Here is a 23,542-nt window from a genome sequence, read left to right on the forward strand (position 1 = left end):
CAAAATATTGTATGTAAAATAAACAATTTGGAAATGGACAAACATACGGTTTTTCTAATAATGCATATATTTTCACTACATTCCCCACCTAATTTTCTTCCGGTTTTTAAGATATTCTATTATTTTTAAACCTCTGTTAACAAAATGTAATATTCTTATAACACAGTTGATAGAATGATTTGCTAAAATATTGATACATTAAATAGTATGAACATTTAGAATATTATATAAAAATAACAGAATTAAATGAAAGTGGTGATGTTTGTTGATCAGAAAGATGTTACTCACACTGAGCTTGGCCATCGTTCTAATAGCAGCTGGTAACGAATTTTCCATACCTAGCGTTCATGCCGAATCGTACACGAACCTACATAAACAAACCATTCCATCGCAGTCAACTCCTCCTATAAGCCAAACAACAGTTGAAACTGAAATTCCAAACTCTCAAGGAAACGTAGTCAATGCAGCGGAACAAATGAAGCGCGTTTTCGAGGCGATTCAAGCCAATAATGTTGAGATATTGAAGAACGAAAATTATAGTAAATTAGCAAAAGCTGAAGTGGAAAAACTTGATAAAGAAACGAAGGCTTTAAAAGAAAGTATGGAAAAACGGAGAGATATTTTAAAGGACCGCGCTCTTTCCTATCAGCATACTGATATGCATGTCTCCTACCTTGACGTGCTCCTGGGTTCTACTAGTTTAAGTGATTTTGTAGAACGTGTTGGTGCAGTCGCTGCTATTGCAGAAGCCGACCGCACTCTTTTAGAGCAGCAGGAAAAGGAACAGCAGGTATTGGATAGTAAAAAAATTTCTCTTGAAAAAAAACTTACTGAACTGGCCAATCTAAAAAACAACTTAGAGACGTTAAAGGCTCACCTGTTAAAACAAAAGAACGAATACGTTTTGTTAAATAAACAAGTTAAAGAGGAATCGAGAAAAAAGGAAGTTGCTGCTCAAACCCACATAAATGTTTTTCCAAGCAACTCAAATGATTACATAAGTACGGTCATTAACGCAGGCAAGAAGTATATTGGGAACTCGAAATATGTTTTTGGCGGCGGAAGAAGTGCTAGTGATATTGCTCGGGGTAGATTTGATTGCTCTGGCTTTGTACATTGGGCTTTTTCGCAGGCTGGGGTTAAAATTGGCAGTACTACATCCGCAATTAAAAATGATGGCAGGCAGATTTCCCCTCAGGAAATGCAGCCAGGGGATCTCGTGTTTTTTGATACGTATAAGAAAGACGGACATGTCGGTATCTATATCGGCGATGGGAAGTTTATCGGTTCTCAAAACTCAACCGGTGTTGCCATCGCAGATATGACACAAGGATATTGGAAAAATGCTTTTAAAGGACGGGTTGTGCGGATTTAAATTGCTAGGCTGCACATTCGGTTTGTTGCGGAGGTGTAATAGTTCCGTATGGGTGCGTAGACCCTTTCTATGAGACTGTTTGGTCTTATTCTCAGTCTGTTTGGTGTCATAGACCCTTCCTATGAGACCGTTTGGTCAAATTCTCAATCCGTTCGGGCGCGTAGAGCCTGTCTATGAAACTGTTTGTCTTATTCTCAGTCTGTTTGGTATCATAGACCCTTGCTATGAGACCGTTTGGTCAATTACTTAATCTGTTTGGTCGCGTAGACCCTTCCTATGAGACCGTTTAGTCAATTATTTAATCTGTTTGGTCGCGTAGACCCTTCCTATGAGACCGTTTGGTCAATTATTTAATCTGTTTGGTCGCCTAGACCCTTCCTATGAGACCGTTTGGTCAATTATTTAATCTGTTCGGTCGCGTAGACTCTTCCTATGAGACCGTTCGTTCAATTATTTATTCTGTTTGGTCGCATAGACCCTTCCTATGAGGCCGTTCGTTCGATATTTCAACCCTTTTGGTCTCGTAGACTCTTCCTACGAGACCGTATGATTGAATTTTCAATTCGTTCGGTCGCATAACACACTTCTATGAGACCGTTCGTTCGATTTCCAAACCTTTTCGGTCGCATACACATTCTTACTTTTGAGGAATTTCCTTCTAAAGATTGTAGATAAACACCTAAAAATTTTTGAAAAAATAGAGGCTTTTTTGGGGAAGTTGCATTTAATGTATATGAAGGAGATGATGAGGTATGGCAGAGATAAATTTCCATCAACTTGCTCATGAACTATTAAAAAGAGAAGTTGAGGTTGTTACCCTTCAAGGGACTTTTACTGGAAGACTGCTTGAAGTTGGTCAAGATGTTATTGTGTTGGAGACAAGGGGCCGGATGCGTTCCACGTTAGTGGCTATTCGCATTGAAACCATTGTTGCTCTCTTCCGTGTAGAACACATGCAAAGAAGAGGTCCTTTTGGCTTTAATCAAGAGGAATTTGAGGACGAAAATGATCATGGCCATGACCAAATGGAAAGCAGTGACCATTAATACCTGTGATTTATAAAAATAGTTTCTCAAACAAGAGCAGTTACTGTTTATCAACTGCTCTTGTTTTTTTGTTCCTTTTTTACAATTGAAAGGTATAACAGGTTACCCCCTCAACTTGTTTAAAACCCTCTTGAATATATAATGCTTTAGCCCTTTCGTTTTCAGCGTTCACACACAGAATTGTCCTGTCATAAGAAATTTGTTTGGCAAAGCGCAATAAATATCGTAGGAGGATCCTTCCCAACCCTTTTCCCTGGTATTCTGGCAGGATTGCAATCGGACCAATATTCATAATCGGTGCATCTTCATATTCATCAATGGCCCCGTGAATAACTCCTACAGGACGCTCTTTGTAATAAAGGATTAAGGACGCGCCTTCAATATAATCATTATTTGCCATCATTTTAGCAACCATAGCTGGAGTTTGTGGTGTTTCACTCCCCTTTAGATTGGCGAAGCCAGCGTTTCGAACTGAACACCATGCTTCTTCATCCACTCCTAATCGGTAGGGTCGAATTTCATAACCCTCAGGCACGGTGAAGTCCGGAACCACTTCATCACCTCTTACAAGTAAAAAAGTGTATCGTTCCGCCGTAAATTTCAATTGTTCCATAAACTTAGCCAATTTTTCATTTGCAAATGGGACGAACAAAAAGACTTCATTAAAGCCGGTTGTCTTCTTTACCACTTCCTGCATTAATAGGTTGTAGCTCTCGATAGTGCCCACTTCTGTATGAAAAATCCTGAAACGCGCTTTCCTACCGCGACGATGATAATCATTCATCATCAGTGAAGCAGCAGCGATTATTTCTCCCTCCTGATTAGTTAGGATGTAGGTCGGATTTTCCTCATTGGGTTGAAAGTTTGCTAGATGGTCATCATACAAAAACGAATCATCTACCTCCACTTTGTGTTTCTTACAATACGCCACAAAATCTGCCACTCTCTCTTGACTTAAATATTTTACTTTCATTTCTTGCACTCCCCTTTGTGCTGCTATCTTATAATTTTTCTAGTTCTATTTCTTGTTTTCCTGCTATTACTGAATCAGTTTTTTTAACATTACGGACCGCGCATGTTAAAATAAGGGAATCTTAATGTTAACAGGGGGATTGGATTGGAAGAGTTTGTATATGTTATAAGACCAAAGCGGGAAAATTTTATTGAGACAATGACTGAAGAGGAAAATGCTATTATGGGAAAGCATTTTCAATATTTAAAGGAGCTTTTAGCACAGGAAAAACTAATCCTTGCAGGTCCATGCCTAGATGGCGCCATGGGAATTTGTATTATACGTTCAGAATCATGGGATGCTGCGCAGAAGATTATGGAGAATGATCCCGCTGTTGTTGAAGGTGTCATGAATTGTGAATTACATAAATACCGTGTTTCCTTAATGGAAGGACGATAAACAAATTTATCAGACAGAAGGGGTTCCATTGAATAAAGACAACAAAATGCTTCGATTTTCCGTTACCTTGGCAGTAGCATTCATCGGTGGCCTCTTGTTTATGGCACTTCATACCCCGATTCCGTGGCTCCTGGAACCGATGACAGCGGTATTAATCGGAGCCAGATTTGGAAAGATCACGTTTTTTTGGCCGAGTTATATTCGTGATACAGGTTTAATTATCGTCGGTTACTCGATTGGTCTTTCGTTTACGAAGGCAGCCCTTTTACAAATTGTAGCTAAATTACCTTCTATGTTGCTTATGACCGTTTTACTTGTTACTTTCTGTGCTGGGATTGCCTTTGTGGTGTCTAAGATTTCAGGAGTGGATTATCCCACTGTGTTGACAGGGAGTATTCCGGGGGGCCTTTCACAGATGATTATTTTCGCCGAAGAGGTCAAGGGAATTGATATCACTACTGTTACCTTTCTCCAAGTAGCACGATTGTTAATGATTATTTTCTTTGTTCCCTTTCTTATCCTGGGGTCATATTTTAAACATTCCCCTTCTCAGGCAGGGGTTGATTTTGTTGAAAAAGGGATGCCATTCACTGGACCTTTTTTGCCAACAGTAATCATGTTTGCTGTCCTCTGTATTGGGTGTGCATTTTTAGCAAAAAGGCTTAAGTTTCCTACCCCATTTTTGTTAGGGCCGATTCTTGGAACAGCTATTGCTACGATTTCTGGTTTCCACGGTCCTTCGTTATCACCCATTGTTTTGGATGTATCACAGTTTTTGATTGGCGGTTACATTGGACTGTTACTGAAGCCAGAAAAATTACAAAATAAGGCGAAAATCATTTCACTAGCCCTTATTAGTGGGATGGTTATGATTTTGGGGTCGATTGGTTTAAGCATGCTTCTCGTGACGTTTTACCATATTGCGCCATCGACAAGTTTTTTGAGCTTGGCACCCGGGGGTATGGATCAAATGGGTATCCTCGCTCATGAGGTGCATGCGGATTTATCAATGGTAACGGGGTATCAACTTTTTAGATTGTTTTTTATCTATTTCGCGGTACCACCGTTGCTTCGATTGTTTTTTAAGATTGGCTATCGTGGGAAAACATAATCTGTTTTATCATAAATAAGGACAGAGAGCCCATCATAGAATCCGTTTACTATCGCAAAACTAGAATATTATTTTCTTTTGTAATACAAAAAATGGCTTAGTTCTTTAGAATTGAGCCATTTTTTTCTTTTGTTTCTTCAACTAACTTAATTATCTCGTCTATTACTCATGGGCAAGCCAGCTACACCCCAATTTTCATGTGGTATGTCGTGTAGCAATACTCTGATTGTTTCGGGTGAATTACCTAACGTCCGACTAACTGCTGCCGTAATCTCTGCAATCAACTGCTGTTTTAATTCTTTCGTTCTACCCTCAAGCAAGTGTACCTGAACAATTGGCATTTTAAACCTCCCAATTTTTAAAGAACAGTTAAACCAATTTTATCCAACTCAACAAATTCAACCTCAATGGAATCCCCACTAAAAACATGAATGGCTTCCGTTATTCCACCGGTTAGGACAATCATCCCAGGTTCAATACAAAGCCCAGAGGAATGTAACATTTTGACCAATTCAACCACCGAACGAACAGGGTCTCCCATAACGGCTGAACCTTTTCCTTCTTGAACTACTTTACCATTTAACTTCATTCGAACCTTCGTTTTTTCCCATGGAAACTTATTTGGTTCATATATTTTTCCCGAAAGAAAAAATTTTGCACTAGAAGCATTATCTGCAACTACATCAATGAGGTTAAATGAAAAATCTTTATATCGACTGTCAATGACCTCTATTGCAGTCATTATCCCTTCAGTAGCCTGCCATACCTCTTGCTCAGTGACATTATTTCCTTCAAGTTTTTTATTAATTAATAAAGCAAATTCCGGTTCCACTCGTGGATGAATCAAACCTTCCAAAGAAAGTTCCTTTTTGGACATTTCCATTGACTTAAGCAATCTTCCGTAAATGGGTTGATTGACCCCTACGGATTGTTGCTTCGCGAAACTGGTTAGACCCATTTTCCAGCCAAAAAATTGATCGCCATCTTTTAAATCCTTTTTCATGTTGGTTTCTTGAATTTTATAAGCATCCTCAATGGTAATAGAGGGAAACCGTGTTGAGATTTTATCCATTTCTACAGCACTTTTTTGATGATGGTAAATTTCATTAGAAATGACATTTAGATTCATGTTCACATTCTCCGTTTTTAATAAATTCCATGACATTATCCAAATTAATTATCTTTGTAAATCATTTAATATCCAAGATTGAAAGTCCTGAAGATTTTTTTCGGTTACAGTGTGCCCTTCCAGATAAGCTTTAAAAGTCACGGGAACCCCAAGCTCAGTAAAATAATCGACATTTTCTTTCCCCCACTCGAATGGTAGGACCTGATCAAATTCCCCGTGTGATATAAACACTGATAAATGCTTGCCTGGGTTTGTCATGTATTCTTCCTTTACAAATTGAGGAATGTAACCACTTAGTGCCACTACACCCTTAATTTTGTTTCCAAGGGTGAGTGCTAATGTCATTGAAACAATAGCCCCCTGGCTAAAGCCCAACAAATATAATTGCTGTGGATCTATTTCATATTTTATTGATGCATAATCAATAAATTTAGCGAGCTTTTTGATTCCGTCATCGAATACTTCTCGATGTGGTTTTCCATAACCTTGGATTGTAAAGTAGGCAAATCCCGGTCCTTGCGTCAAATGTCCCCTTACACTAAAAATAAAGAAGGAATCCTCTAGACCATTAACAAGTGACAACATATTTTGTTCATTGCTTCCTATACCATGCATAACAAATAATGCGGGATACTTTTTCCCAGGAATCATATTCTTAGGACGGCGAAGTTCATATTTCATTTCGGTTTCCATTTTCAAAACCTCCTAGTATATAACATGATTTAATAAAAGAAATAGACAAATATAATGTATATCATCTTTAAGTTTTCTTATATGAATTTTTGTTCCCTTATAGAATATATAATGTAAATATGGATTGTCAACAATTTTTCGTATTTATGAAATAAAGTTTTCTATTAAAAAACTATCTGATGTGATTGACATGGATATTGTCTCTAAAATACGTTCCTTTAAAAATAGGAAAAAAATAACGATTGCATTAATGTGTGAGGAAACTGGTCTTTCGAAGGTATTATAAGCAATGAAGGGGAAGACTACCACTTAGTCCTTAAGGAGAAATTTTATTAAAATACTCCTAACAAGCAAGGCCACTTGGCCCTGCTTGTTATTTGACTATTACTTTTCCAACCATTCCTTCTTGGAAATGGTAACGACAGATCAGTTCATACGTACCGGCATTTTTCGGATTAACAGTAATGGTCTTTTCTTGTCCAGGCTGGACTTCTTCTTCAATACTAAGCTTTTCCACTGTGAAGGTGTGTTTTTTCTTGCCTTCGTTTTTTAATTTCAATGTTGTCGTTCTTCCAGACGGAATAGTGATGACTTTCGGATTAAAGGCATCATCGTACAATTTGACCTCCATTGCTTTCCCTGACTCAAAAGACTGTGTATCCACCCCAAATTCAGCAAATACACTGTGTGTGCCTGCAGCTGTCACAACCAAAATGATTGTAAGCAACACGATGAATTGAGTTACCCACTTTTTCACAGACATTTGCAATCCCTCCTTTCCTCGGTACTATTTTTTTCCAACTCCTAAAAAATTATCACAATAAAATGAGTTCAAATAAAAACTAAGTGTGGATAAAATCAACTGCCGGATTCCACTCCCCTCATTTGGACTAATAGAGTAGTTCAAATCATATTCTTATAAAGAAAACAATAAGAAGGGGTGTAAAGTTACTTGAAAAAAGTTAAGGTTCGTTTACGGCCCATTGTAAGTAAGATAAATTTACCCACTGTCTTGAAAACAGCTACACTTCCGGGTGACTCCATTGAAAGATTATTTATTGCAACTCAAGTTGGAGAGATTTTTTACATAGGAAATGGGGCAGTACGAACTTTTTTAGATATTCGGCAGCAAATCATCAAGCTGGGTGATCCTGGTGGTGGGTATGATGAACGGGGATTGATGGGGCTGGCGTTTCATCCGGAGTTTTATTATAACGGACTGTTTTATATTCACTATTCAGTATCTGGAACACAAGGTCCAGGTGCCCTTCCAGAACCTTTCAATCCTAACCCGTGTGTTCCCAATACTTTAAACCTAAAGTGGGTAAATAGAGAAACTCAATATGATCATGTTGATACCGTGGAAGAATGGATTGTACAATCGAATGGTCAACCTCAAAAACGACGGACATTACTTAACTTAAGAAGACCATTTTTTAATCATAATGGTGTTAATAGCTTAAACTTTTCACCTGAAACAGGAAAACTTGTTATAACTACCGGTGATGGTGGATCAGGCTATGATCCATTTAATTTAAGTCAGGACGATATGGAGATTGCCGGTAAAATCATTGAAATGGATATAGCTAAGAATACATTTATTAATAACCCACCCGTAGTCTCACGGTTTAATGAACTTCCCTTACCAATTCAGGAAACGCTTACGGTAATAGCTAAAGGGGTTCGCAATATCCCAGGTATTTCTTATCAAAGAATTTATAATCAGTATATGAAATATGTAGGACAGGTCGGACAGGATTTGGTGGAATCGATTTTTTCTTTCATTCATTTTAAAGCCATCCCAGTCACTCAGCTTGTTCAAGCTTCTTTAAATAACATTGAACTTGACCAAGAAGGATTCATTAACTTTGGATGGCGAGGGTGGGAAGGTGCTTTTCCTACCTCCATTATAAGGGGCTGCTCTTCAAATCCGACTTTGGATGAGAAAACCATTGCTTATTACAATGAAGCAGTAAACACTTCAACGAGGCGTATTCACCCTCTAACTAGTTATTTTCATAAAGATGAAAGACCCGATAAGTTTGGAGGAACTGCACTTACAGGCGTGCAAGCCTATATGGGGAATGGAATCTCTGAGTTATCGGGTAGTGTTGTGTTTACTGATATTGCTCGGAAAGGAGAATCACAAACAGCGGTTAGAGGGGTTTTAGCTTATAGCAGGATAAGAACAGATGGCAAACTAAATGATTTTGGTGTGATTGAAACCGATTATAATTTTGGGTCTCAATCCGCTTATTATGTTAATTTAGGAACAAATCTGGATCAGACCAAATTATATTTAGGCGTTTATAACTCTATGAAAGTGACTGATTTTAACCAAGGTACTATTTATGAAATTGTTCCATGATTCATAACTATCGACTTAAAACAAGATGAATTTTCTTTGGTAGATTAATTGAATCAAAATAGTAAACAAACAAGAGAGCAATCTAATCATGCTCCCTCGTTTGTTTATTTTCCTTATATTTATTCCTCGATTCCCGCCAGTTACAAGCGCAACTTCTTTGACTTAATTCCACTTTGAAGCAACATCTATAAAAAGGTGTCCAAAAAGCTAGGCTTTTTGGACACCCTCGAATGGACCAATAGAATTTAAATCACATTGTGCTTATATCAATCACAAATCGATACTTCACATCTGAAGCTAATACGCGTTCGTAAGCTTCGTCAATTTGGTCGGCCGAGATAACTCAAATTTTCCATTAAGTACATTCAATCCTTCGCCATCTTCCTTTCGGAGCATTTCAATTCAAACATAATAAAACGAGTCAATAGAAAAGGTTCTATTGACTCTTCCTCAAGATTTAATTTAAGATCAAAGGTCGTAATTTTTCTTCGATCTCTTTTCGATTTGGTTCCAAAAATGGTGGAAGTGCTAGTTTTTCCCCCATTGTTTCCATTGGTTCATCTGTCGCAAATCCTGGTGTATCTGTTGATAATTCAAATAATATTCCATTGGGTTCCCTGAAATATAAGGCCTTGAAGTAATACCGTTCCACTTTCCCTGAATTCGGTAACCTGTATTCTTTCAAACGCACTGCCCATTCATTATATTCTTCCTCATTCGGAACACGGAAGGCAACATGGTGAACACCTCCACGACCTAAGCGGACTCTTGGCAAATCGGGTCTTGTTTCAATATGGACTTCCGCACCGCTGCCGCCTTCTCCAGTTGCATAAATCAATATATCTGGATGCTCTCCTTCAAGTGAAGGATAAGAACCGGCAAATCGAAAGCCCATAACTTCTGTTAAAACACCGATAGTTGGTTCTGCAATTGCGACTGTGAGGGTTACTGGCCCTAAACCAATATGGGCATGTTCCAGTGGAATATCATCCCTTTTCCAAGGAATCCCTGCTCTCACACCTTTTTCACCGTTATCCGCTACCAGTGTTAAGCGAGTCCCCTCGAAATCTCTGAAAGCCAATGTATCACGATTTGCTCTTTTTTGAACATCATCATGTTGAACCCCAAATTGGTTAAAACGTTCTTTCCAAAATAACAATGAATCCGAATTTCTAACTCTTAGTGATACAGTAGAAATATCTGAAGTTCCTCTGTATGTTTGCCCAAGATGAGGAATGTCAAAAAACGTAACTTCTGTTCCCGGGGTTCCTTCAGCGTCGGCATAGAAAAGATGATAGGATTCTATATTATCTTGGTTAACCGTTTTCTTTACCAATCTCATTCCTAAAATTTTTGTATAAAATTCATAATTTTTTTCCGCTTTTCCTGTTAGTATTGATACATGATGTAGTCCTAAGAGTTCCATCTCCTAATCACCCCTGTCATAATATTTTAAAACCGCACGTAATTGGTAAAAGTCTCATAAAATACGATATTTTTAGAATAAAAATGAATCTAAAGCATATTGACCGGGACCGACCAAAGCTATACCAATTGCAACTGAAACCAAAGTTAAGTTATATTCATATCCATTTGATGTTGCCCATAATCCATTTGGAGCATGCACTTTTACGATAGCCATTAACATAGTTCCTGCAATCATAATTCCTGCAAGTGGTGTTAATAGTCCTAAAGCAAACAAAAGTCCTCCAATTAGTTCTGTTAACCCTGCGAAAAGAGCCATTGTCACTCCTGGTTTCATGCCAATGGATTCAAACCATCCACCAGTTCCTTTCAATCCGTAGCCACCGAACCAGCCAAATAATTTTTGAGCACCGTGACCCACAAATAGTAAACCAATTACCAATCGAATGATTAATAGACCAATGTTTATCATTTTAAAATCCTCCTAAATGTTATTTATCTCGAATTCGAGATAATGTATTAAAAAAAATTATTTTTATGCACCAATGTCTTTGCCTCATCAGAATCTAATGATTTAAACAGTTGATTTTCCCGTAATACAAAGCTTGTTTTTTGCATTTTGCAAATTCAAGCATTTCCATTCCATTTAGCACACCATTTTTATATCTCGAATTAAATTATCTTGAATCTGAGATAATAATAATACTTATATATTTTTTTGTCAATACCCTTTTATTTTATTGAACTAGCTTGCTCTTATATACAGGACCAATCCTATGCAAGGTATTGTAGAGTTCCTGTGTGAATCGCTCTTTATCAATAAAAAGAGTGTCAAATATTAAATTTGACACTCTTTTTATTTACTTTTTTAGACAGGGAACTATACCCGTTAAGGTGCCATGCCAATCCTTATTCGTGAAAATTCGTTCCATCTGTTGTTGCCTTGACGATCCCTGCACGAATGGTGAAATCTCCAAAGTGCTCCCCTTCGTTGCGTTCTTTGGCATAGCGGGAAAGTACAACGTTTAGTTCCTTCAAGATTTCATCCTCACCAATATTTTCCCGGTACATTTTGCTTAGGCGGCTTCCATCGTGTGCTGCACCTAGATACATATTGTATTTTCCTGGCGCTTTACCGATGAAGCCAATTTCACCAAGTGCATGTCTGGCGCAGCCGTTTGGACAGCCTGTCATACGAATGGTGATTTCTTCGTTGCGAAGGCCGTTTTCATCGACAATGGTCTCAATTTTATCAATTAGATTCGGTAAATAACGCTCTGCTTCTGCCATCGCCAATCCGCAGGTTGGCAGCGCCACACATGCCATCGAATTGCGACGGAGAGCTGAAAAGTGGCTTCCATCGGTCAAACCGTATTGTTCAATTAGAGCATTGATTTGTTTCTTTTTCTGACTAGATACATTGGCGATAATCACGTTTTGATTCGGTGTTAAATGGAAATCACCTGTTTGGATTTTTGCAATTTCACGAAGTGCCGTTTTTAGCTTATAGTCCGCAAAATCAGCAACACGACCACCTTCGATAAATAAGGTTAAATTCCATTTACCTTGTATACCTTTTACCCAGCCGTAACGATCTCCGTTATGGTCAAAATGATAGGATTTAGCTTCATCCAATTTCCAGCCAAGACGATTTTCTAGTTCCGTCTTTACTGTCTCTAAACCTAAGCGGTCAACCGTATATTTAAAGCGTGCATTTTTCCGAACTGAACGGTTTCCATAGTCACGTTGAATGGTAATTGTTTTTTCCGCTACTTCATACAACTGGTCTGGCTTACAGAAACCAATAACCTTCGCAAGCTGCGGGTAGGTTGCTGTATCACCATGGCTCATCCCCATTCCTCCGCCAATCGCTACGTTGAATCCGATTAACTTGCCATCATCCACAATGGCAATGAAACCAAGATCTTGTGAAAAGACATCAATATCATTAGATGGAGGAACCGCAATTCCAATTTTAAATTTCCTTGGTAAATAAAGCGGCCCATACATTGGTTCTACTTCTTCCACATCGGGTGTACCGGCTACCTTTTCTTCGTCCAGCCAAACTTCATGATAGGCTCTTGTACGTGGCAAGAGGTCATCACTTAATTTTTTAGACCATTCATACACTTCAGCATGAATCTCAGACTGATACGGATTTGAAGCACACATGACGTTACGATTAACATCCCCACAAGCAGCAATGGTGTCTAAAAGCGATGCATGAATTTCCTGAATCGTCTTTTTCATATTCCATTTTAAAATCCCGTGCATTTGGAACGTCTCACGTGTTGTCAATTTCAATGTGCCATTTCCGTATTTATCAGCAAGTTCATCCATGACCAGCCACTGGGAGGGAGAAGCCACTCCACCAGGCAATCGAACACGCAACATGAACTGATACGCTGGTTCAAGTTTTTGTTTTTGTCGTTCGTTACGTAGATCACGGTCATCTTGAAGGTAGCTGCCGTGATGCTTCATGAGACGGTTGTCATCCTCAGGAATTCCGGCGCTGATCCTGTCGGCCATGACTTCTTTTAATGTACCACGCAAATAGTTGCTTCGTTCTTTAATGCCCTCAACATCACTTGGCGGGCCGTCCGGCGCTTTTAAGATTTGTTTCACCATGTTGAAATAACTCCTTTCCATCCCATCAATATACATCCCGTTGGTATCGTTTTTGCTGCTGCATCTCTGCAAGATAGGCTTCTGCTTGGTCACGGCTCATACTGCCTTCTTTTTCAATAATTGAAAGAAGCGTGTGATGGACATCATGTGCCATGTGTTTTTCATCACCGCAAATATACAGGTGTGCTCCTTCTTGCAGCCACTCAAATAATTCTTTGCTATGCTCATGCATGCGGTGCTGAACATATACTTTCTCTTCCGTATCACGTGAAAAAGCCACATCCACTTTTGTCAGATTGCCTTCTTTTAACCACTTTTGCCATTCGGTTTGGTAAAGGAAATCAGTCACAAAATGTTGGTCTCCGAAGAATAGCCATGATTTCCCTTCTGCACCTGTTTCTTCTCGTTCTTGAATGAACGAACGGAATGGTGCTACTCCTGTACCAGGTCCAACCATGATAATTGGCGTTTCTGGGTTTGTTGGCAGCTTAAAGTTCTCGTTTTGCTGTATAAATACAGGTAGTGTATCTCCAGGTTGCAAGCGTTCAGCTGTTAAAATGGAGCAAACTCCCTTTCTATCACGACCATGGGCATCATAGCGTACAGCACCAATCGTTAAATGGACTTCATCCGGGGTGGCTGCTAAGCTGCTCGCAATCGAGTAAAGACGAGCAGGGATTTTACGAAGGACAGAAATAAATTCCTGTGCCGATTCTCCCCATGGACCAAAGTCAAGAATCAGGTCAAGCAGGTCACGTCCATGGATGTATGCTTTCATTTTTTCCTCATTACCAGGTGCCAGCAGGTCTTGTAACTCCTCATTTTTTGAAAGCTTTGCCACTTTTTCAAGGAACGGTTTTGATAAAACGGTAATCTCAAAATATGAAGTGAGCGCTTTTTGTAATGATAGAGCATAACCCTGTTTGTTAACGGTCACTGTTTCTTCCGCACTCCATGGCAACTCAGCAAGGAGCTGTTCAACGAGTGCTGGGTCGTTTTCTGGATAGATTCCTAGACTATCACCTGGTTCAAAGGTCAGTCCTGAGCCTTCGAGTGATAGTTCAAGGTGACGTGTTTCTTTATTGGAGCCACGTCCGTTTAAGTTGATATTTTCAAGTACTTCGGCTTTAAATGGATTGGTTCTTGAGTACTCTGATTCAGTAATTAGTGCTGCTGCCGCTACTGGACTTGTGGCTGAAGCCGTAATTCCTTCTAGTTCGGTATTTAAGCTGCCGAGGACTCCTTCAAGCCACTCAGATGCTGGCTCATCATAATCCACATCGCAGTCGAAGCGTGGATATAGGCGTGTGCCGCCTAATTCTTCGAGGCGAGCATCAAATTCCTTTCCTGTTTGACAGAAGAATTCATATGAGCTATCGCCAAGAGCTAGCACCGAGAAATGAACATCCGTGAGCTTTGGTGCTCTTTTGCTGTGTAAAAACTCATGGAATGTGAGTGCACTATCGGGTGGCTCTCCTTCACCATGGGTACTTACTATAATAAAAAGGTTTTGGACTTTCTTTAAATTATTTGTTTTAAAATCATTCATAGAAGAGACGGTTACTTGGAACCCTTTTTCCTCTAATGTTTTGCCCGTTTTCTTTGCTAGTCCCCTAGCATTGCCCGTTTGTGAACCATAAAGGACAGTTACCTCTTTTGTTGTTTTTGGTTCAGTGCTTTGGACAGGGAGGACTGCCCCCTGGTTGTTGGCTGCTCCAATAACAGTAAATGGGGTTGCAGCAAGATAGCCACTCAACCAAACTTTTTGGGCGTCTGTTAAGGTTGGCAAAAGGCGGTTAAGAAGTTCTGCCTGCTCCTGATTAAACGGACTGTTGATTACCTGAAGTTGCAACGATATCCACCTCACTAAGGAATAATCTTTTTCGTTAATTTGGTCGTATTTTGGGCGACCGTTATGTGTTTTTGTGTTATTAAACTATGAATCTGTTATTTTACATTGGGTAGGTTAAATTGAGCTTTTTTTCATGCCCGTGGGTTTCGGTTTTTCATTAAGACGGGCATTATGGCCTCTTATTGTGCCCGTGAACCTCGTTTTTTTCTCTGGACGGGCATTGTGGACCTCTTACAGTGCCCACGGACCTCAGTTTTTCCGTTGGACGGGCACTTTGGACCTCTTATAGTGCCCATGGACCTCGGTTTTTTCGTTGGACGGGCACTTTGGACCTCTTATAGTGCCCATGGACCTCAGTTTTTTCGTTGGACGGGCATTGTGGACCTCTTATAGTGCCCATGGACCTCGGTTTTTTAGCTGGACGGGCACTATGAATCTTTATTAAAGACCGTAGACCTCTTTTTTCTGGTGAATAGGCTTTATGAATTGTTCTTATCGATCTGCCAGCATCTTATTCCCTTGTCGCCCGATTTACAACAATATCCTCAATCACCCGATGACCACTTAAAGGGCCCGTATGAAGAATTTGCTGCCCTTCCTTTTGTCTCTTCCGTATCTCTTGATTCACTTCAGCGGTAAGCAGCCCGGAGAATAATAAATATGGGACAACCAGCACTCGGCCAACCGCACCTTCTGTAATCATCTCTAACCCTTCACTCAGCCTAGGCTCGGCTGCAGCCATATAACAAACAGACACATGCTTGATTCCCAGCCGCTCACGAATTCCCTTAGCAATCCTTGCAAAATCATCGTGAACAACTGGATCACTACTACCTCTTCCAACAATCAATAATCGATCTTCCCGTCCTATGTCACCGGCAGTAGAATGAACCAACTCTGCTATTCCATCCAGAATTGGCCCCTGGACACCAAAAGGGTCCTTCACATTTACCTCAATATGTGGATATTTGACCTTCAATGAAGAAAGTACTTCAGGAATATCCTGCTTTATATGTCCTGCCGCCAAAAGGAACAAAGGGACGACAGTCATTTCTGTCGCTCCCCTTTCAACACAACGCTGAAAGCCTTCTTCAATCAAAGGAGCAGTCAATTCAAGGAAACTAAGTTCTTGAATCGGAATATTCACTCGCTTCATTACTCTTTGGATAAAAGCTTTCGCTTCTTCCGCTCCTTTTTTTGAGCGCGTCCCATGACCAATGTAAAGTATTGCTCTCATAGAATTCCTCACTTTTAGGAGGTCGAAATCTTTCGACCATACAATAATTCAAGACTATTTAAAAAAACATTTTACTTAAATCATTAAATCCAATAGGATTACTATTATTTATTTTAAACTACTATAAGCCCAATAGGAATACTTTATTTCAGCTTATTTTACATCCCGTTCCTCTTTCTTTTCCTCTGTTCGGGCTTATAGACTTCTTCTACGTGACCTTTTCCTCTTTCTTTTCCTCTGTTCGGGCTCATTGACTGCTTCTACGTGAACGTTTCTTCATTCTTTTCCTCTATTTGGGCTTATAGACTGCTTCTACGTGACCGTTTCCTCATTTTTTCCCTTTGCTCGGGCTCATAGACTCCTTCTACGCGACCGTTTCCTCTTTCTTTTCCTCTATTCGGGCTCATAGCTGCCTCTACATGATCGTTTCTTCTTTCTTTTCCTCTTCTCCGGCTCATAGATTACTTCTACGCGACCGTTTCCTCTTTCTTTTCCTCTGTTTGGGCTTATAGACTGCTTCTACGTGACCGTTTCCTCATTTTTCCCCTTTGCTCGGGCTCATAGACTCCTTCTACGCGACCGTTTCTTCTTTCTTTTCCTCTATTCGGGCTTATAGACACCTTCTACCTGACCGTTTCCTCTTTCTTTTCCTCTATTTGGGCTTATAGACTGCTTCTACGTGACCGTTTCCTCATTTTTTCCCTTTGCTCGGGCTCATAGACACCTTCTACGTGACCGTTTCTTCTTTCCTATCCTCTATTCGGGCTCATAGACACCTTCTACGTGACCGTTTCCTCTTTCTTTTCCTCTATTTGGGCTCATAGACACCTTCTACGTGACCGTTTCTTCTTTCTTTTCCTCAATTCGGGCTCATAGACACCTTCTACGTGACCGTTTCTTCTTTCTTTTCCTCTATTCGGGCTCATAGACTGCTTCTACGTGACCGTTTCCTCTTTCTTTTCCTCTATTCGGGCTCATAGACTGCTTCTACGTGACTAACCTTATCCATGCCTTATTGGCAAACTTGGCATTATTTCTTCATTGAACCAATTCAGATCCTTATGAAGACGAACAACCTCTCCAATCACAATCATGCTCGGATTTGAAACACCTGCTACCTTCACTCGTTCTTCGATCGTTTCAAGCGTTCCAACAACCGTTCTTTGGTCACTTAATGTTCCCCATTGGATAAGAGCAATTGGTGTCTGAGGAGATTTTCCGTGTTGAATTAGTTCATTAATAATCGTCGAAAGATGTGAAACTCCCATATAGACACAAAGGGTGTCAACTCCTTTTGCCAAGTGTGACCATTGGTGTTCTGCCGCTAGGTCCCCTGCTTGATGACCAGTAATAAAGGCAAAACTTCTACTCAAATATCGATGGGTGACAGGAATTCCTGCATAAGCCGAAGCGGCAATGCCTGCCGTGATCCCTGGAACAACCTCAAAGGGAACTTCATTCCTCAAGCATTCCTCGGCTTCTTCTCCCCCACGGCCGAACACAAAGGGATCCCCTCCCTTTAGTCGAACGACCTGAAGACCCTTTTTCGCATACTTTATTAAAAAATGGTTGATTGTTTCCTGCTTCATTGTATGGTGATGTGGAAGTTTACCACAATATACTAGTTTGGCGCCTTTTTTTGCATGCTTTAAAAGTTCAGGATTTACCAGTCGGTCATAAAGGATGACATCAGCTTGCTGCAGGTACCGTAAGCCTTTTACCGTAATTAATTCTGGATCACCTGGACCCGCCCCCACTAAATACACCTTTCCAACCATGGCTATTCATCCTTTCTATATTACCAGTTAAATAATGTTCTTATCCTGCAAAAATCCAAATATTTGTTTTACTGCTTCTTCAACGGTTAATTGATCAGACCTAACTGTGATTTCTGGACTTAACGGCGCCTCATATGGTGAGTTGATCCCTGTAAAATCTTTAATTTCACCACGACGAGCTTTCACATATAACTGTTTGGGGTCACGTCTTTCACATTCTTCAAGAGGGCAATCGATAAAAACCTCAATAAACTCACCATCTTGAAACAGTTCGCGAACTTGATCACGGTCAGAACGGAAGGGAGAAATAAACGCAGTTGTCACCAGGGCTCCGCTGTCTACAAACAATTTCGCTACTTCTCCAATTCTCCTAATATTTTCGGTACGATCGTGGTCAGAAAAGCCAAGATCTTTATTTAAACCATGGCGGATATTATCACCGTCCAAAACGTATTCCGTTATTCCTTGACGAAACAATTCGCTGGATACGGCATTGGCAATGGTCGATTTCCCAGAACCAGAGAGACCCGTAAACCATAGAACGCTGCTGCCATGTCCCTTTTTCAAACGTCGGTCTTCCTTAGTAACCGTTGTTGCATGCCATGTAATATTTGTTGCTTTCGTCATTGTTCTGCCTCCTTAGACCGTCGTCGTTTCTTTCATTCCTTCAATCAACACTTCTACTACTTCTTTACGACTGAATGTTGATGGTGGAAGAGTTCCTGAGCGCAGCATTTCTCTCACCTTTGTTCCAGAAAGAATGACACGGTCTTCGTTGCTGTGTGGGCATGTTTTATCTGAAGCCATACCTTCACATTTGTTGCAATAAAAGCTGTGTTCAAAGAACAATGGTTTAATGCCAAGTTCTCCTTCTTCAAATTCACTAAAGATCAGCTGTGCATCGTAGGTGCCATAATAATTGCCTACACCCGCGTGATCGCGTCCGACGATGAAGTGTGTGCAGCCAAAGTTTTTTCGGGCAATCGCATGAAAAATGGCTTCGCGTGGTCCTGCGTAACGCATCGCTGCCGGATACACACCTAGCTGAACCCGTTCAGTAGGGTAGTAGTTTTCAAGTAACACACGATAGCTTTTTAAACGAACGTCGGCAGGGATGTCATCTGATTTTGTTTCCCCCACTAGTGGATTGACGAAAAGTCCATCAACTGTTTCTAATGCTGCCTTTTGGATGTATTCATGTGCGCGGTGAATCGGATTTCTTGTTTGGAAGCCGACCACTGTTTTCCAGCCTTTTTCTTCAAACAAGGCACGTGTTTCTTTCGGCTCCAACCATACATCAGTAAAGACGCCCTTTTCCGGTTTTTGAATGAGAGTTACTTCCCCCGCTACGTAAACGGGACCTCTTTCATAAAGACGTCTCACACCTGGGTGAGCCAGTTCTAGTGTTTTATATACTTTTAGTGCTTCTTTATCTAAGTCCGGTTCATACCATTCGGATACCTTAATGACTCCATAAACCTCATTGTTAAAAATCAACTTAATTTCCTCGCTTACCTTTAATGTGGCAGCCGTTTCAGTGGAAACAGGTAGTGTGACAGGAATAGACCAAATCGTATTGTCAGCTAGGCGCATGCTCGAAACGACTGATTCATAATCTGCTTTTCCAAGGAACCCAGTAAGCGGGCTGAATAGTCCAACGCCAATTAACTCGAGGTCACTCAAGGCAATAGCATCAATTTCTAGTTCTTTTTCAATAAGTGATAGATCTAAATTTGGGTTGTATGCTTGGATTAATTTTCCTCCATGCGGCTTTGGTAAAAATGACACAAAATCAAATCCTTTCTTTAGTTAGCCTTTTTCGACTACAAATTATTAATTTATTAAACTAAGATTTTATTGAAAAATACTTAGTCTTTAGCAATTTCTTGTCTTATGGGAATAGTGGTTTTCTGTTTTTTTATTAATGACAGGACCCCAAACACAGAAATTAACGCACCGCCCATGGCGATAATTGGGTAAAAATTATGTTCAATGATTAACTGAATCAGCGTGTACGAAAGGACCATTGATAAAACCGGTGAAACGATCCAGACTGTTAGCAGTTGAACCACAATACCTTTTTTTAATACTGCTCTACCGTGTTTCGCAAAACCAATTCCAATAATGGAAGAGGTCGTGATTTGCGTAAGCGGCACGGGGATTCCAAACACAGATGCAATCGTCACAATTGTTGCACCTGTACCAGAGATAACGCAGCCTTCCTCCAGCCTGAGTGTGGTAATTTTTTTTCCGTTTGTTTCAAGAACCCGATGACCTAATAGCAAGGCACCTAGTGCGACGAAGATGCCACCCCAGAGAATACCATCCCCTGTTGAAAGGATGTTGGCCCCTACAAGCGGTCCAACCGCATTCGCCACATTGTTCATCCCTGCAGAAAAGGCCTCAAACATACCCATGATTAATACAAGGACTGACAGAAAAGGAGCTGCTTTAGATGCTTCCAGCCATTTTTTCAGCTGTTTAATTTTCAATACATAAGAAGCAATAATAGCGATAAGAAAGGCAGCAAATGGTGTCAGGAGCCAAAACATCATGATCCAGAAAAGGTGACTTACGAATACGGATTGATAAACAATCCCGGCACCAACCACTGACCCAACGGCCACTTCACTTGTAGAAAGTGGAATGCCAAATATGTTAGCCAAGAACAATGACAGGGCTGCTGATGTTAAAACGATTAAGGCAATGGGAATGGTAAATGTGCTATTGGGAACAATTCCGCTGCCAATCATCTTTACTACTTCTCCACCGCCAAGCCAGGCGCCAAAGAACACTGCAATGGCACAAAGGAGTAATGCCAGCCTCTTTTTAACTACTCCAGCTCCGTAGGCAATTCCCATCGAAGCGGCGGCCCCGCTAGCACCTATATTAATTGCGAAAAATAATCCGATTGTAATGGCAATGATTGTGAGCAAATGATATGCCCTCCCTATTTCGTGTGTAATCCACACTCAGTCTTGCTGCTTCCCACCCAGCGGCCAGCACGGGAATCTCCATCCGTCCCAGTCGCCTGTGTACATGGAAAGCATCCGATACTTGGATATCCATGATCATGGAGGGTGTTGTACGGCAAGTCTTTTTCTTTGATGTAGCTCCAAACTTCTTCCCAGGTCCAATGGATTAATGGGCAGATTTTAATATTTTGAAATTTGTCATCCTTATTAATAAACTCTGTATTTGCTCTTGTTGGTGATTGATCTCTTCGAAGGCCTGATATCCATGCTTGTTTCGCTGTTAGTGTTTCTCGTAAAGGAATGACCTTGCGGATATTGCAGCATTGGCCGGGATCTCGTTTCCATAATGCTGATCCATATTGTGCTGCTTGTTCATCTAGGGTAAGATTTGGGAGCTTTCTCTCAATTTTCAAGCTAGGAAATCTGGCTTCTATCTTGTCAATGACCTCATAGGTTTCCGGGAAGTGTAAACCTGTATCTAAAAAAACAATATGGGCGTCGGGCTTAATCTGCTGGATTAAGTCAATTAACACGATGGCTTCTGCCCCAAAGCTCGATGCATACACAAGTTCTTGTTCAGGATAGCTGCTGTATGCCCACTCTAAAACGGAACGAGCCCCTTTGGTTTCATCCTCAAATGAAAATGTATCTGATCGTTCACGCCAATTTTGATAAGTTACTGTAGTCGTCATATCTACAGGCCTCCTTTTCATTCATAAAAAAATAAGTTACTTCTGTTTTGCTCCGCCTTTTTCAATAGAAAAAGGCGGTCTCCTTTTAAGTAAAAGTGGAGACCGCCTCTAGTTTGTCTAGTCAGCGATTTTTATTCGATTGAATCCGAACCTTTTCAATTTTTTCAAGTTGCACAATCTTGCCATCCTGGACAACCAGTGTAATTGAACCAAATTGTAAGGTTTCGAGCATTTTCTCAAGCTGAGCGAATAGTTCTTCCTTTTCGTTTTCTTTCAGTTGGTTCGCCCCCCTTTATCAATCCAGGAAGATTTTATTAATTTAATAATTTAATAATTTATTGAAATTAATCCTACCATACCTATAGGTTTTATGTAAATAAAAAAATTTAATTTTTTGTATATTAATTTTCGCACCTTTTTACATCCTGTAATGGAAGTCACAAAACACAAGAAAATAAGCGTCCAAAGCCGATATTACACCGTTTTGGACGCTTATTATGAATGTCTTAATGACTAGTTTTTCAATTTGTGATTTACGGGAGAATTGACCTATGTGACTATGTGATTAAAGCAAAGGTTTCCCTGCATCTGGCGAAAGATTTGGGTCGCCTTTCCCAACAATAATCGAGCTTTCTGTCTGAATATCATTATCTTCAAGGTTTGCTTCTACATTGTTGGCAGTTTTACTAGCCGTACCTTCTTTCACTTTATTATGGAGTTCTTGTGGTAACATTTTTTCTTCTTTGTTCATATTAACACCATCCTTTAAAAGGTAGTGTTGGTTAATCCTTTCGAACTATACATTTATATTAACTAACCTTCTTATTAATCTTTCTTGCTGTCGTTAGTTTAACAAATTGTTCAGCATGTTCTTGACTAATAACCACGTTTTCTTTTACAAGTCCCGCAATGAGTAAGTCCTTTTTCATTTTTTGTAAAAGTAAGTCTTTAAAAAGGACCGAACGATTTGGTGCTATTTTAGCGGCTATGTCCCATAACCAATTTTCCATATGAATACTGATTGCTTTTTTTCTTACATCTTCCGGCGCATTCTTACTACCTATCCTTCTTATTGGCTTTCGAACGGAAATTGCTGTCATTAATTTGCGCTTATATTGGATGATGTTTAAGTAAACCTCACTTAACAATTCAGAAACTGCATCTGTTTCAGTCATCAATTTCTCGTTAATTAGTTCCGTTTTTATTTTTTCTAGGAGTAAATCCCTAAAAAACTTAGATCTATTGGTTTCGATCCCCTCAACTAATTCCCACATCCAACACTCAAGATTGAGGCTGACGGATTTTTTCTTTTCGGAAGGGATTTCTTGTCTTTTTTTCATGTGATTCTCACCTCGATCTAAATTTGGTCATTCAAATCAGCCCTTTTTAAAAAATTTATCTAAAAAACCGATGCATGGAAATTTGTTGATCTCGATTTTTGTCGTAGAGCTTTTCAACTTCCTCATGTTGACAAGCTTCTTGTAGACTGAGCGTCCGTTTTTTTATGGTAATCGAAAGGAATAAAATATTGATGGTCATTTCTACCACTCCTTCACTCTAAAAGTATACTGTTTTATTTGATATCCTTAGTATAGAAAAACTTGGGAAAAATTTAATCATCCGCAAGGCGAAACTTCGCTACAATCTTTGACCCATTAATTTATCAGTCTTTAGTCGCATGATTTAAAACGACTAGTCAGTTTATTTTATTATATTTACCTTCTTCCTAAATTGTCAATTTAATGTACCTACAGTTGAGAAATATTTTTACTATTCATTTTTATTGATTTTAGAAACGTCTGATGGATTCCATAGCTTTAGA

General features: G+C 39.8%; 25 protein-coding genes. 5 read left to right on the top strand and 20 right to left on the bottom strand.

The genetic code is table 11. The annotated features are described in order from the left end of the window. Nucleotides 1-265: 265 nt before the first annotated feature. Nucleotides 266-1,375 (top strand): NlpC/P60 family protein, encoded by a 1,110-nt coding sequence (locus ABES03_RS24780; protein ID WP_430121731.1) that lies wholly within the window; start codon nucleotides 266-268, stop codon nucleotides 1,373-1,375. Between the two features lie 752 nt (nucleotides 1,376-2,127). Continuing rightward, entirely contained in the window at nucleotides 2,128-2,421 is a 294-nt protein-coding gene (locus ABES03_RS24785) for a hypothetical protein (RefSeq protein WP_430121733.1), read from the top strand. Between the two features lie 79 nt (nucleotides 2,422-2,500). On the opposite strand, the gene ABES03_RS24790 is transcribed toward ABES03_RS24785, so the two are convergent. After that, nucleotides 2,501-3,394 carry a GNAT family N-acetyltransferase gene (locus tag ABES03_RS24790; RefSeq protein ID WP_430121735.1) on the bottom strand — a complete coding sequence of 298 codons (894 nt, stop codon included), beginning with the start codon at nucleotides 3,392-3,394 and terminating at the stop codon, nucleotides 2,501-2,503. A gap of 144 nt (nucleotides 3,395-3,538) precedes the next feature. Between ABES03_RS24790 and ABES03_RS24795 the strand changes: the two genes are divergently transcribed. Together ABES03_RS24795 and ABES03_RS24800 are read left to right on the top strand one after the other, a co-directional pair. Beyond that, nucleotides 3,539-3,832: a YciI family protein gene (locus ABES03_RS24795; protein WP_430121737.1), complete on the top strand. Its 294-nt coding sequence runs from the start codon at nucleotides 3,539-3,541 to the stop codon at nucleotides 3,830-3,832. Nucleotides 3,833-3,860: 28 nt separating this feature from the next. Further along, nucleotides 3,861-4,943, top strand: coding sequence for an AbrB family transcriptional regulator (locus tag ABES03_RS24800; protein WP_430121739.1), 1,083 nt, complete (start codon nucleotides 3,861-3,863; stop codon nucleotides 4,941-4,943). A gap of 146 nt (nucleotides 4,944-5,089) precedes the next feature. Here ABES03_RS24800 and ABES03_RS24805 read toward each other — a convergent pair whose 3' ends face one another. From ABES03_RS24805 to ABES03_RS24820, 4 genes are all read right to left on the bottom strand, one after another. After that, nucleotides 5,090-5,284: a 2-hydroxymuconate tautomerase gene (locus ABES03_RS24805; RefSeq protein ID WP_430121741.1), complete on the bottom strand. Its 195-nt coding sequence runs from the start codon at nucleotides 5,282-5,284 to the stop codon at nucleotides 5,090-5,092. Nucleotides 5,285-5,301: 17 nt separating this feature from the next. Beyond that, on the bottom strand, nucleotides 5,302-6,072 hold the full coding sequence (locus tag ABES03_RS24810) for a 2-keto-4-pentenoate hydratase (RefSeq protein WP_430121743.1): 771 nt from the start codon (nucleotides 6,070-6,072) through the stop codon (nucleotides 5,302-5,304). Between the two features lie 48 nt (nucleotides 6,073-6,120). Beyond that, a complete protein-coding gene (locus ABES03_RS24815) occupies nucleotides 6,121-6,765 on the bottom strand; it encodes an alpha/beta hydrolase (RefSeq protein WP_430121745.1) in 645 nt (214 codons plus the stop codon). Between the two features lie 373 nt (nucleotides 6,766-7,138). After that, nucleotides 7,139-7,528, bottom strand: a complete 390-nt coding sequence (locus ABES03_RS24820; protein WP_430121747.1) for a cupredoxin domain-containing protein — start codon at nucleotides 7,526-7,528, stop codon at nucleotides 7,139-7,141. Nucleotides 7,529-7,717: 189 nt separating this feature from the next. Here ABES03_RS24820 and ABES03_RS24825 point away from each other — a divergent pair, with 189 nt between their 5' ends. After that, a complete protein-coding gene (locus ABES03_RS24825; RefSeq protein ID WP_430121749.1) occupies nucleotides 7,718-9,133 on the top strand; it encodes a PQQ-dependent sugar dehydrogenase in 1,416 nt (471 codons plus the stop codon). Between the two features lie 457 nt (nucleotides 9,134-9,590). Here the strand turns inward: ABES03_RS24825 and ABES03_RS24830 are convergent, their stop codons facing one another. The 15 genes from ABES03_RS24830 to ABES03_RS24900 all read right to left on the bottom strand — a co-directional run bounded on the left by ABES03_RS24830 (nucleotide 9,591) and on the right by ABES03_RS24900 (nucleotide 23,259). Then, nucleotides 9,591-10,559 (bottom strand): ring-cleaving dioxygenase, encoded by a 969-nt coding sequence (locus tag ABES03_RS24830; protein WP_430121751.1) that lies wholly within the window; start codon nucleotides 10,557-10,559, stop codon nucleotides 9,591-9,593. Between the two features lie 72 nt (nucleotides 10,560-10,631). Further along, nucleotides 10,632-11,030: a DoxX family protein gene (locus ABES03_RS24835; protein WP_430121753.1), complete on the bottom strand. Its 399-nt coding sequence runs from the start codon at nucleotides 11,028-11,030 to the stop codon at nucleotides 10,632-10,634. A gap of 437 nt (nucleotides 11,031-11,467) precedes the next feature. Then, complete coding sequence (gene cysI, locus ABES03_RS24840) at nucleotides 11,468-13,186, bottom strand: assimilatory sulfite reductase (NADPH) hemoprotein subunit (protein WP_430121755.1); 1,719 nt, start codon at nucleotides 13,184-13,186, stop codon at nucleotides 11,468-11,470. 25 nt (nucleotides 13,187-13,211) lie between these two features. Next, entirely contained in the window at nucleotides 13,212-15,038 is a 1,827-nt protein-coding gene (locus ABES03_RS24845) for an assimilatory sulfite reductase (NADPH) flavoprotein subunit (RefSeq protein ID WP_430121757.1), read from the bottom strand. Nucleotides 15,039-15,549: 511 nt separating this feature from the next. Then, nucleotides 15,550-16,275, bottom strand: a complete 726-nt coding sequence (locus ABES03_RS24850; RefSeq protein ID WP_430121759.1) for a sirohydrochlorin chelatase — start codon at nucleotides 16,273-16,275, stop codon at nucleotides 15,550-15,552. A gap of 299 nt (nucleotides 16,276-16,574) precedes the next feature. Next, complete coding sequence (locus ABES03_RS24855) at nucleotides 16,575-16,733, bottom strand: hypothetical protein (RefSeq protein ID WP_430121761.1); 159 nt, start codon at nucleotides 16,731-16,733, stop codon at nucleotides 16,575-16,577. Nucleotides 16,734-17,276: 543 nt separating this feature from the next. After that, on the bottom strand, nucleotides 17,277-18,053 hold the full coding sequence (cobA, locus tag ABES03_RS24860; RefSeq protein WP_430121763.1) for a uroporphyrinogen-III C-methyltransferase: 777 nt from the start codon (nucleotides 18,051-18,053) through the stop codon (nucleotides 17,277-17,279). Nucleotides 18,054-18,080: 27 nt separating this feature from the next. Further along, nucleotides 18,081-18,680 carry an adenylyl-sulfate kinase gene (cysC, locus tag ABES03_RS24865; RefSeq protein ID WP_430121765.1) on the bottom strand — a complete coding sequence of 200 codons (600 nt, stop codon included), beginning with the start codon at nucleotides 18,678-18,680 and terminating at the stop codon, nucleotides 18,081-18,083. Nucleotides 18,681-18,692: 12 nt separating this feature from the next. Beyond that, nucleotides 18,693-19,841 carry a sulfate adenylyltransferase gene (sat, locus tag ABES03_RS24870; RefSeq protein WP_430121767.1) on the bottom strand — a complete coding sequence of 383 codons (1,149 nt, stop codon included), beginning with the start codon at nucleotides 19,839-19,841 and terminating at the stop codon, nucleotides 18,693-18,695. 80 nt (nucleotides 19,842-19,921) lie between these two features. Continuing rightward, nucleotides 19,922-20,989 (bottom strand): inorganic phosphate transporter, encoded by a 1,068-nt coding sequence (locus ABES03_RS24875; protein WP_430121769.1) that lies wholly within the window; start codon nucleotides 20,987-20,989, stop codon nucleotides 19,922-19,924. Nucleotides 20,990-21,003: 14 nt separating this feature from the next. Then, a complete protein-coding gene (locus ABES03_RS24880; protein WP_430121771.1) occupies nucleotides 21,004-21,720 on the bottom strand; it encodes a phosphoadenylyl-sulfate reductase in 717 nt (238 codons plus the stop codon). Between the two features lie 121 nt (nucleotides 21,721-21,841). Further along, a complete protein-coding gene (locus ABES03_RS24885; RefSeq protein ID WP_308084189.1) occupies nucleotides 21,842-21,997 on the bottom strand; it encodes a YezD family protein in 156 nt (51 codons plus the stop codon). Nucleotides 21,998-22,285: 288 nt separating this feature from the next. Beyond that, complete coding sequence (locus tag ABES03_RS24890; protein WP_430121773.1) at nucleotides 22,286-22,471, bottom strand: hypothetical protein; 186 nt, start codon at nucleotides 22,469-22,471, stop codon at nucleotides 22,286-22,288. A gap of 58 nt (nucleotides 22,472-22,529) precedes the next feature. Beyond that, nucleotides 22,530-23,060, bottom strand: a complete 531-nt coding sequence (locus ABES03_RS24895) for a hypothetical protein (RefSeq protein WP_430121775.1) — start codon at nucleotides 23,058-23,060, stop codon at nucleotides 22,530-22,532. 55 nt (nucleotides 23,061-23,115) lie between these two features. Beyond that, nucleotides 23,116-23,259, bottom strand: a complete 144-nt coding sequence (locus ABES03_RS24900; protein ID WP_430121777.1) for a YrzI family small protein — start codon at nucleotides 23,257-23,259, stop codon at nucleotides 23,116-23,118. Nucleotides 23,260-23,542 lie beyond the last annotated feature (283 nt).

Source organism: Neobacillus rhizosphaerae (assembly GCF_050477885.1).
In the GTDB taxonomy this organism is placed as follows: Bacteria; Bacillota; Bacilli; order Bacillales; family Cytobacillaceae; genus Neobacillus; species Neobacillus rhizosphaerae_A.

Coding starts and splice junctions, on each gene's coding strand:
- ABES03_RS24890 (WP_430121773.1), bottom strand. CDS start 22,471: ATGAACAAAGAAGAAAAAATGTTACCACAAGAACTCCATAATAAAGTG.
- cysI (WP_430121755.1), bottom strand. CDS start 13,186: ATGGTGAAACAAATCTTAAAAGCGCCGGACGGCCCGCCAAGTGATGTT.
- ABES03_RS24835 (WP_430121753.1), bottom strand. CDS start 11,030: ATGATAAACATTGGTCTATTAATCATTCGATTGGTAATTGGTTTACTA.
- ABES03_RS24805 (WP_430121741.1), bottom strand. CDS start 5,284: ATGCCAATTGTTCAGGTACACTTGCTTGAGGGTAGAACGAAAGAATTA.
- ABES03_RS24815 (WP_430121745.1), bottom strand. CDS start 6,765: ATGGAAACCGAAATGAAATATGAACTTCGCCGTCCTAAGAATATGATT.
- ABES03_RS24900 (WP_430121777.1), bottom strand. CDS start 23,259: ATGACCATCAATATTTTATTCCTTTCGATTACCATAAAAAAACGGACG.
- ABES03_RS24880 (WP_430121771.1), bottom strand. CDS start 21,720: ATGACGACTACAGTAACTTATCAAAATTGGCGTGAACGATCAGATACA.
- ABES03_RS24785 (WP_430121733.1), top strand. CDS start 2,128: ATGGCAGAGATAAATTTCCATCAACTTGCTCATGAACTATTAAAAAGA.
- cysC (WP_430121765.1), bottom strand. CDS start 18,680: ATGACGAAAGCAACAAATATTACATGGCATGCAACAACGGTTACTAAG.
- ABES03_RS24855 (WP_430121761.1), bottom strand. CDS start 16,733: ATGAGCCGGAGAAGAGGAAAAGAAAGAAGAAACGATCATGTAGAGGCA.
- ABES03_RS24830 (WP_430121751.1), bottom strand. CDS start 10,559: ATGGAACTCTTAGGACTACATCATGTATCAATACTAACAGGAAAAGCG.
- ABES03_RS24810 (WP_430121743.1), bottom strand. CDS start 6,072: ATGAATCTAAATGTCATTTCTAATGAAATTTACCATCATCAAAAAAGT.
- ABES03_RS24790 (WP_430121735.1), bottom strand. CDS start 3,394: ATGAAAGTAAAATATTTAAGTCAAGAGAGAGTGGCAGATTTTGTGGCG.
- ABES03_RS24820 (WP_430121747.1), bottom strand. CDS start 7,528: ATGTCTGTGAAAAAGTGGGTAACTCAATTCATCGTGTTGCTTACAATC.
- ABES03_RS24850 (WP_430121759.1), bottom strand. CDS start 16,275: ATGAGAGCAATACTTTACATTGGTCATGGGACGCGCTCAAAAAAAGGA.
- ABES03_RS24895 (WP_430121775.1), bottom strand. CDS start 23,060: ATGAAAAAAAGACAAGAAATCCCTTCCGAAAAGAAAAAATCCGTCAGC.
- cobA (WP_430121763.1), bottom strand. CDS start 18,053: ATGGTTGGAAAGGTGTATTTAGTGGGGGCGGGTCCAGGTGATCCAGAA.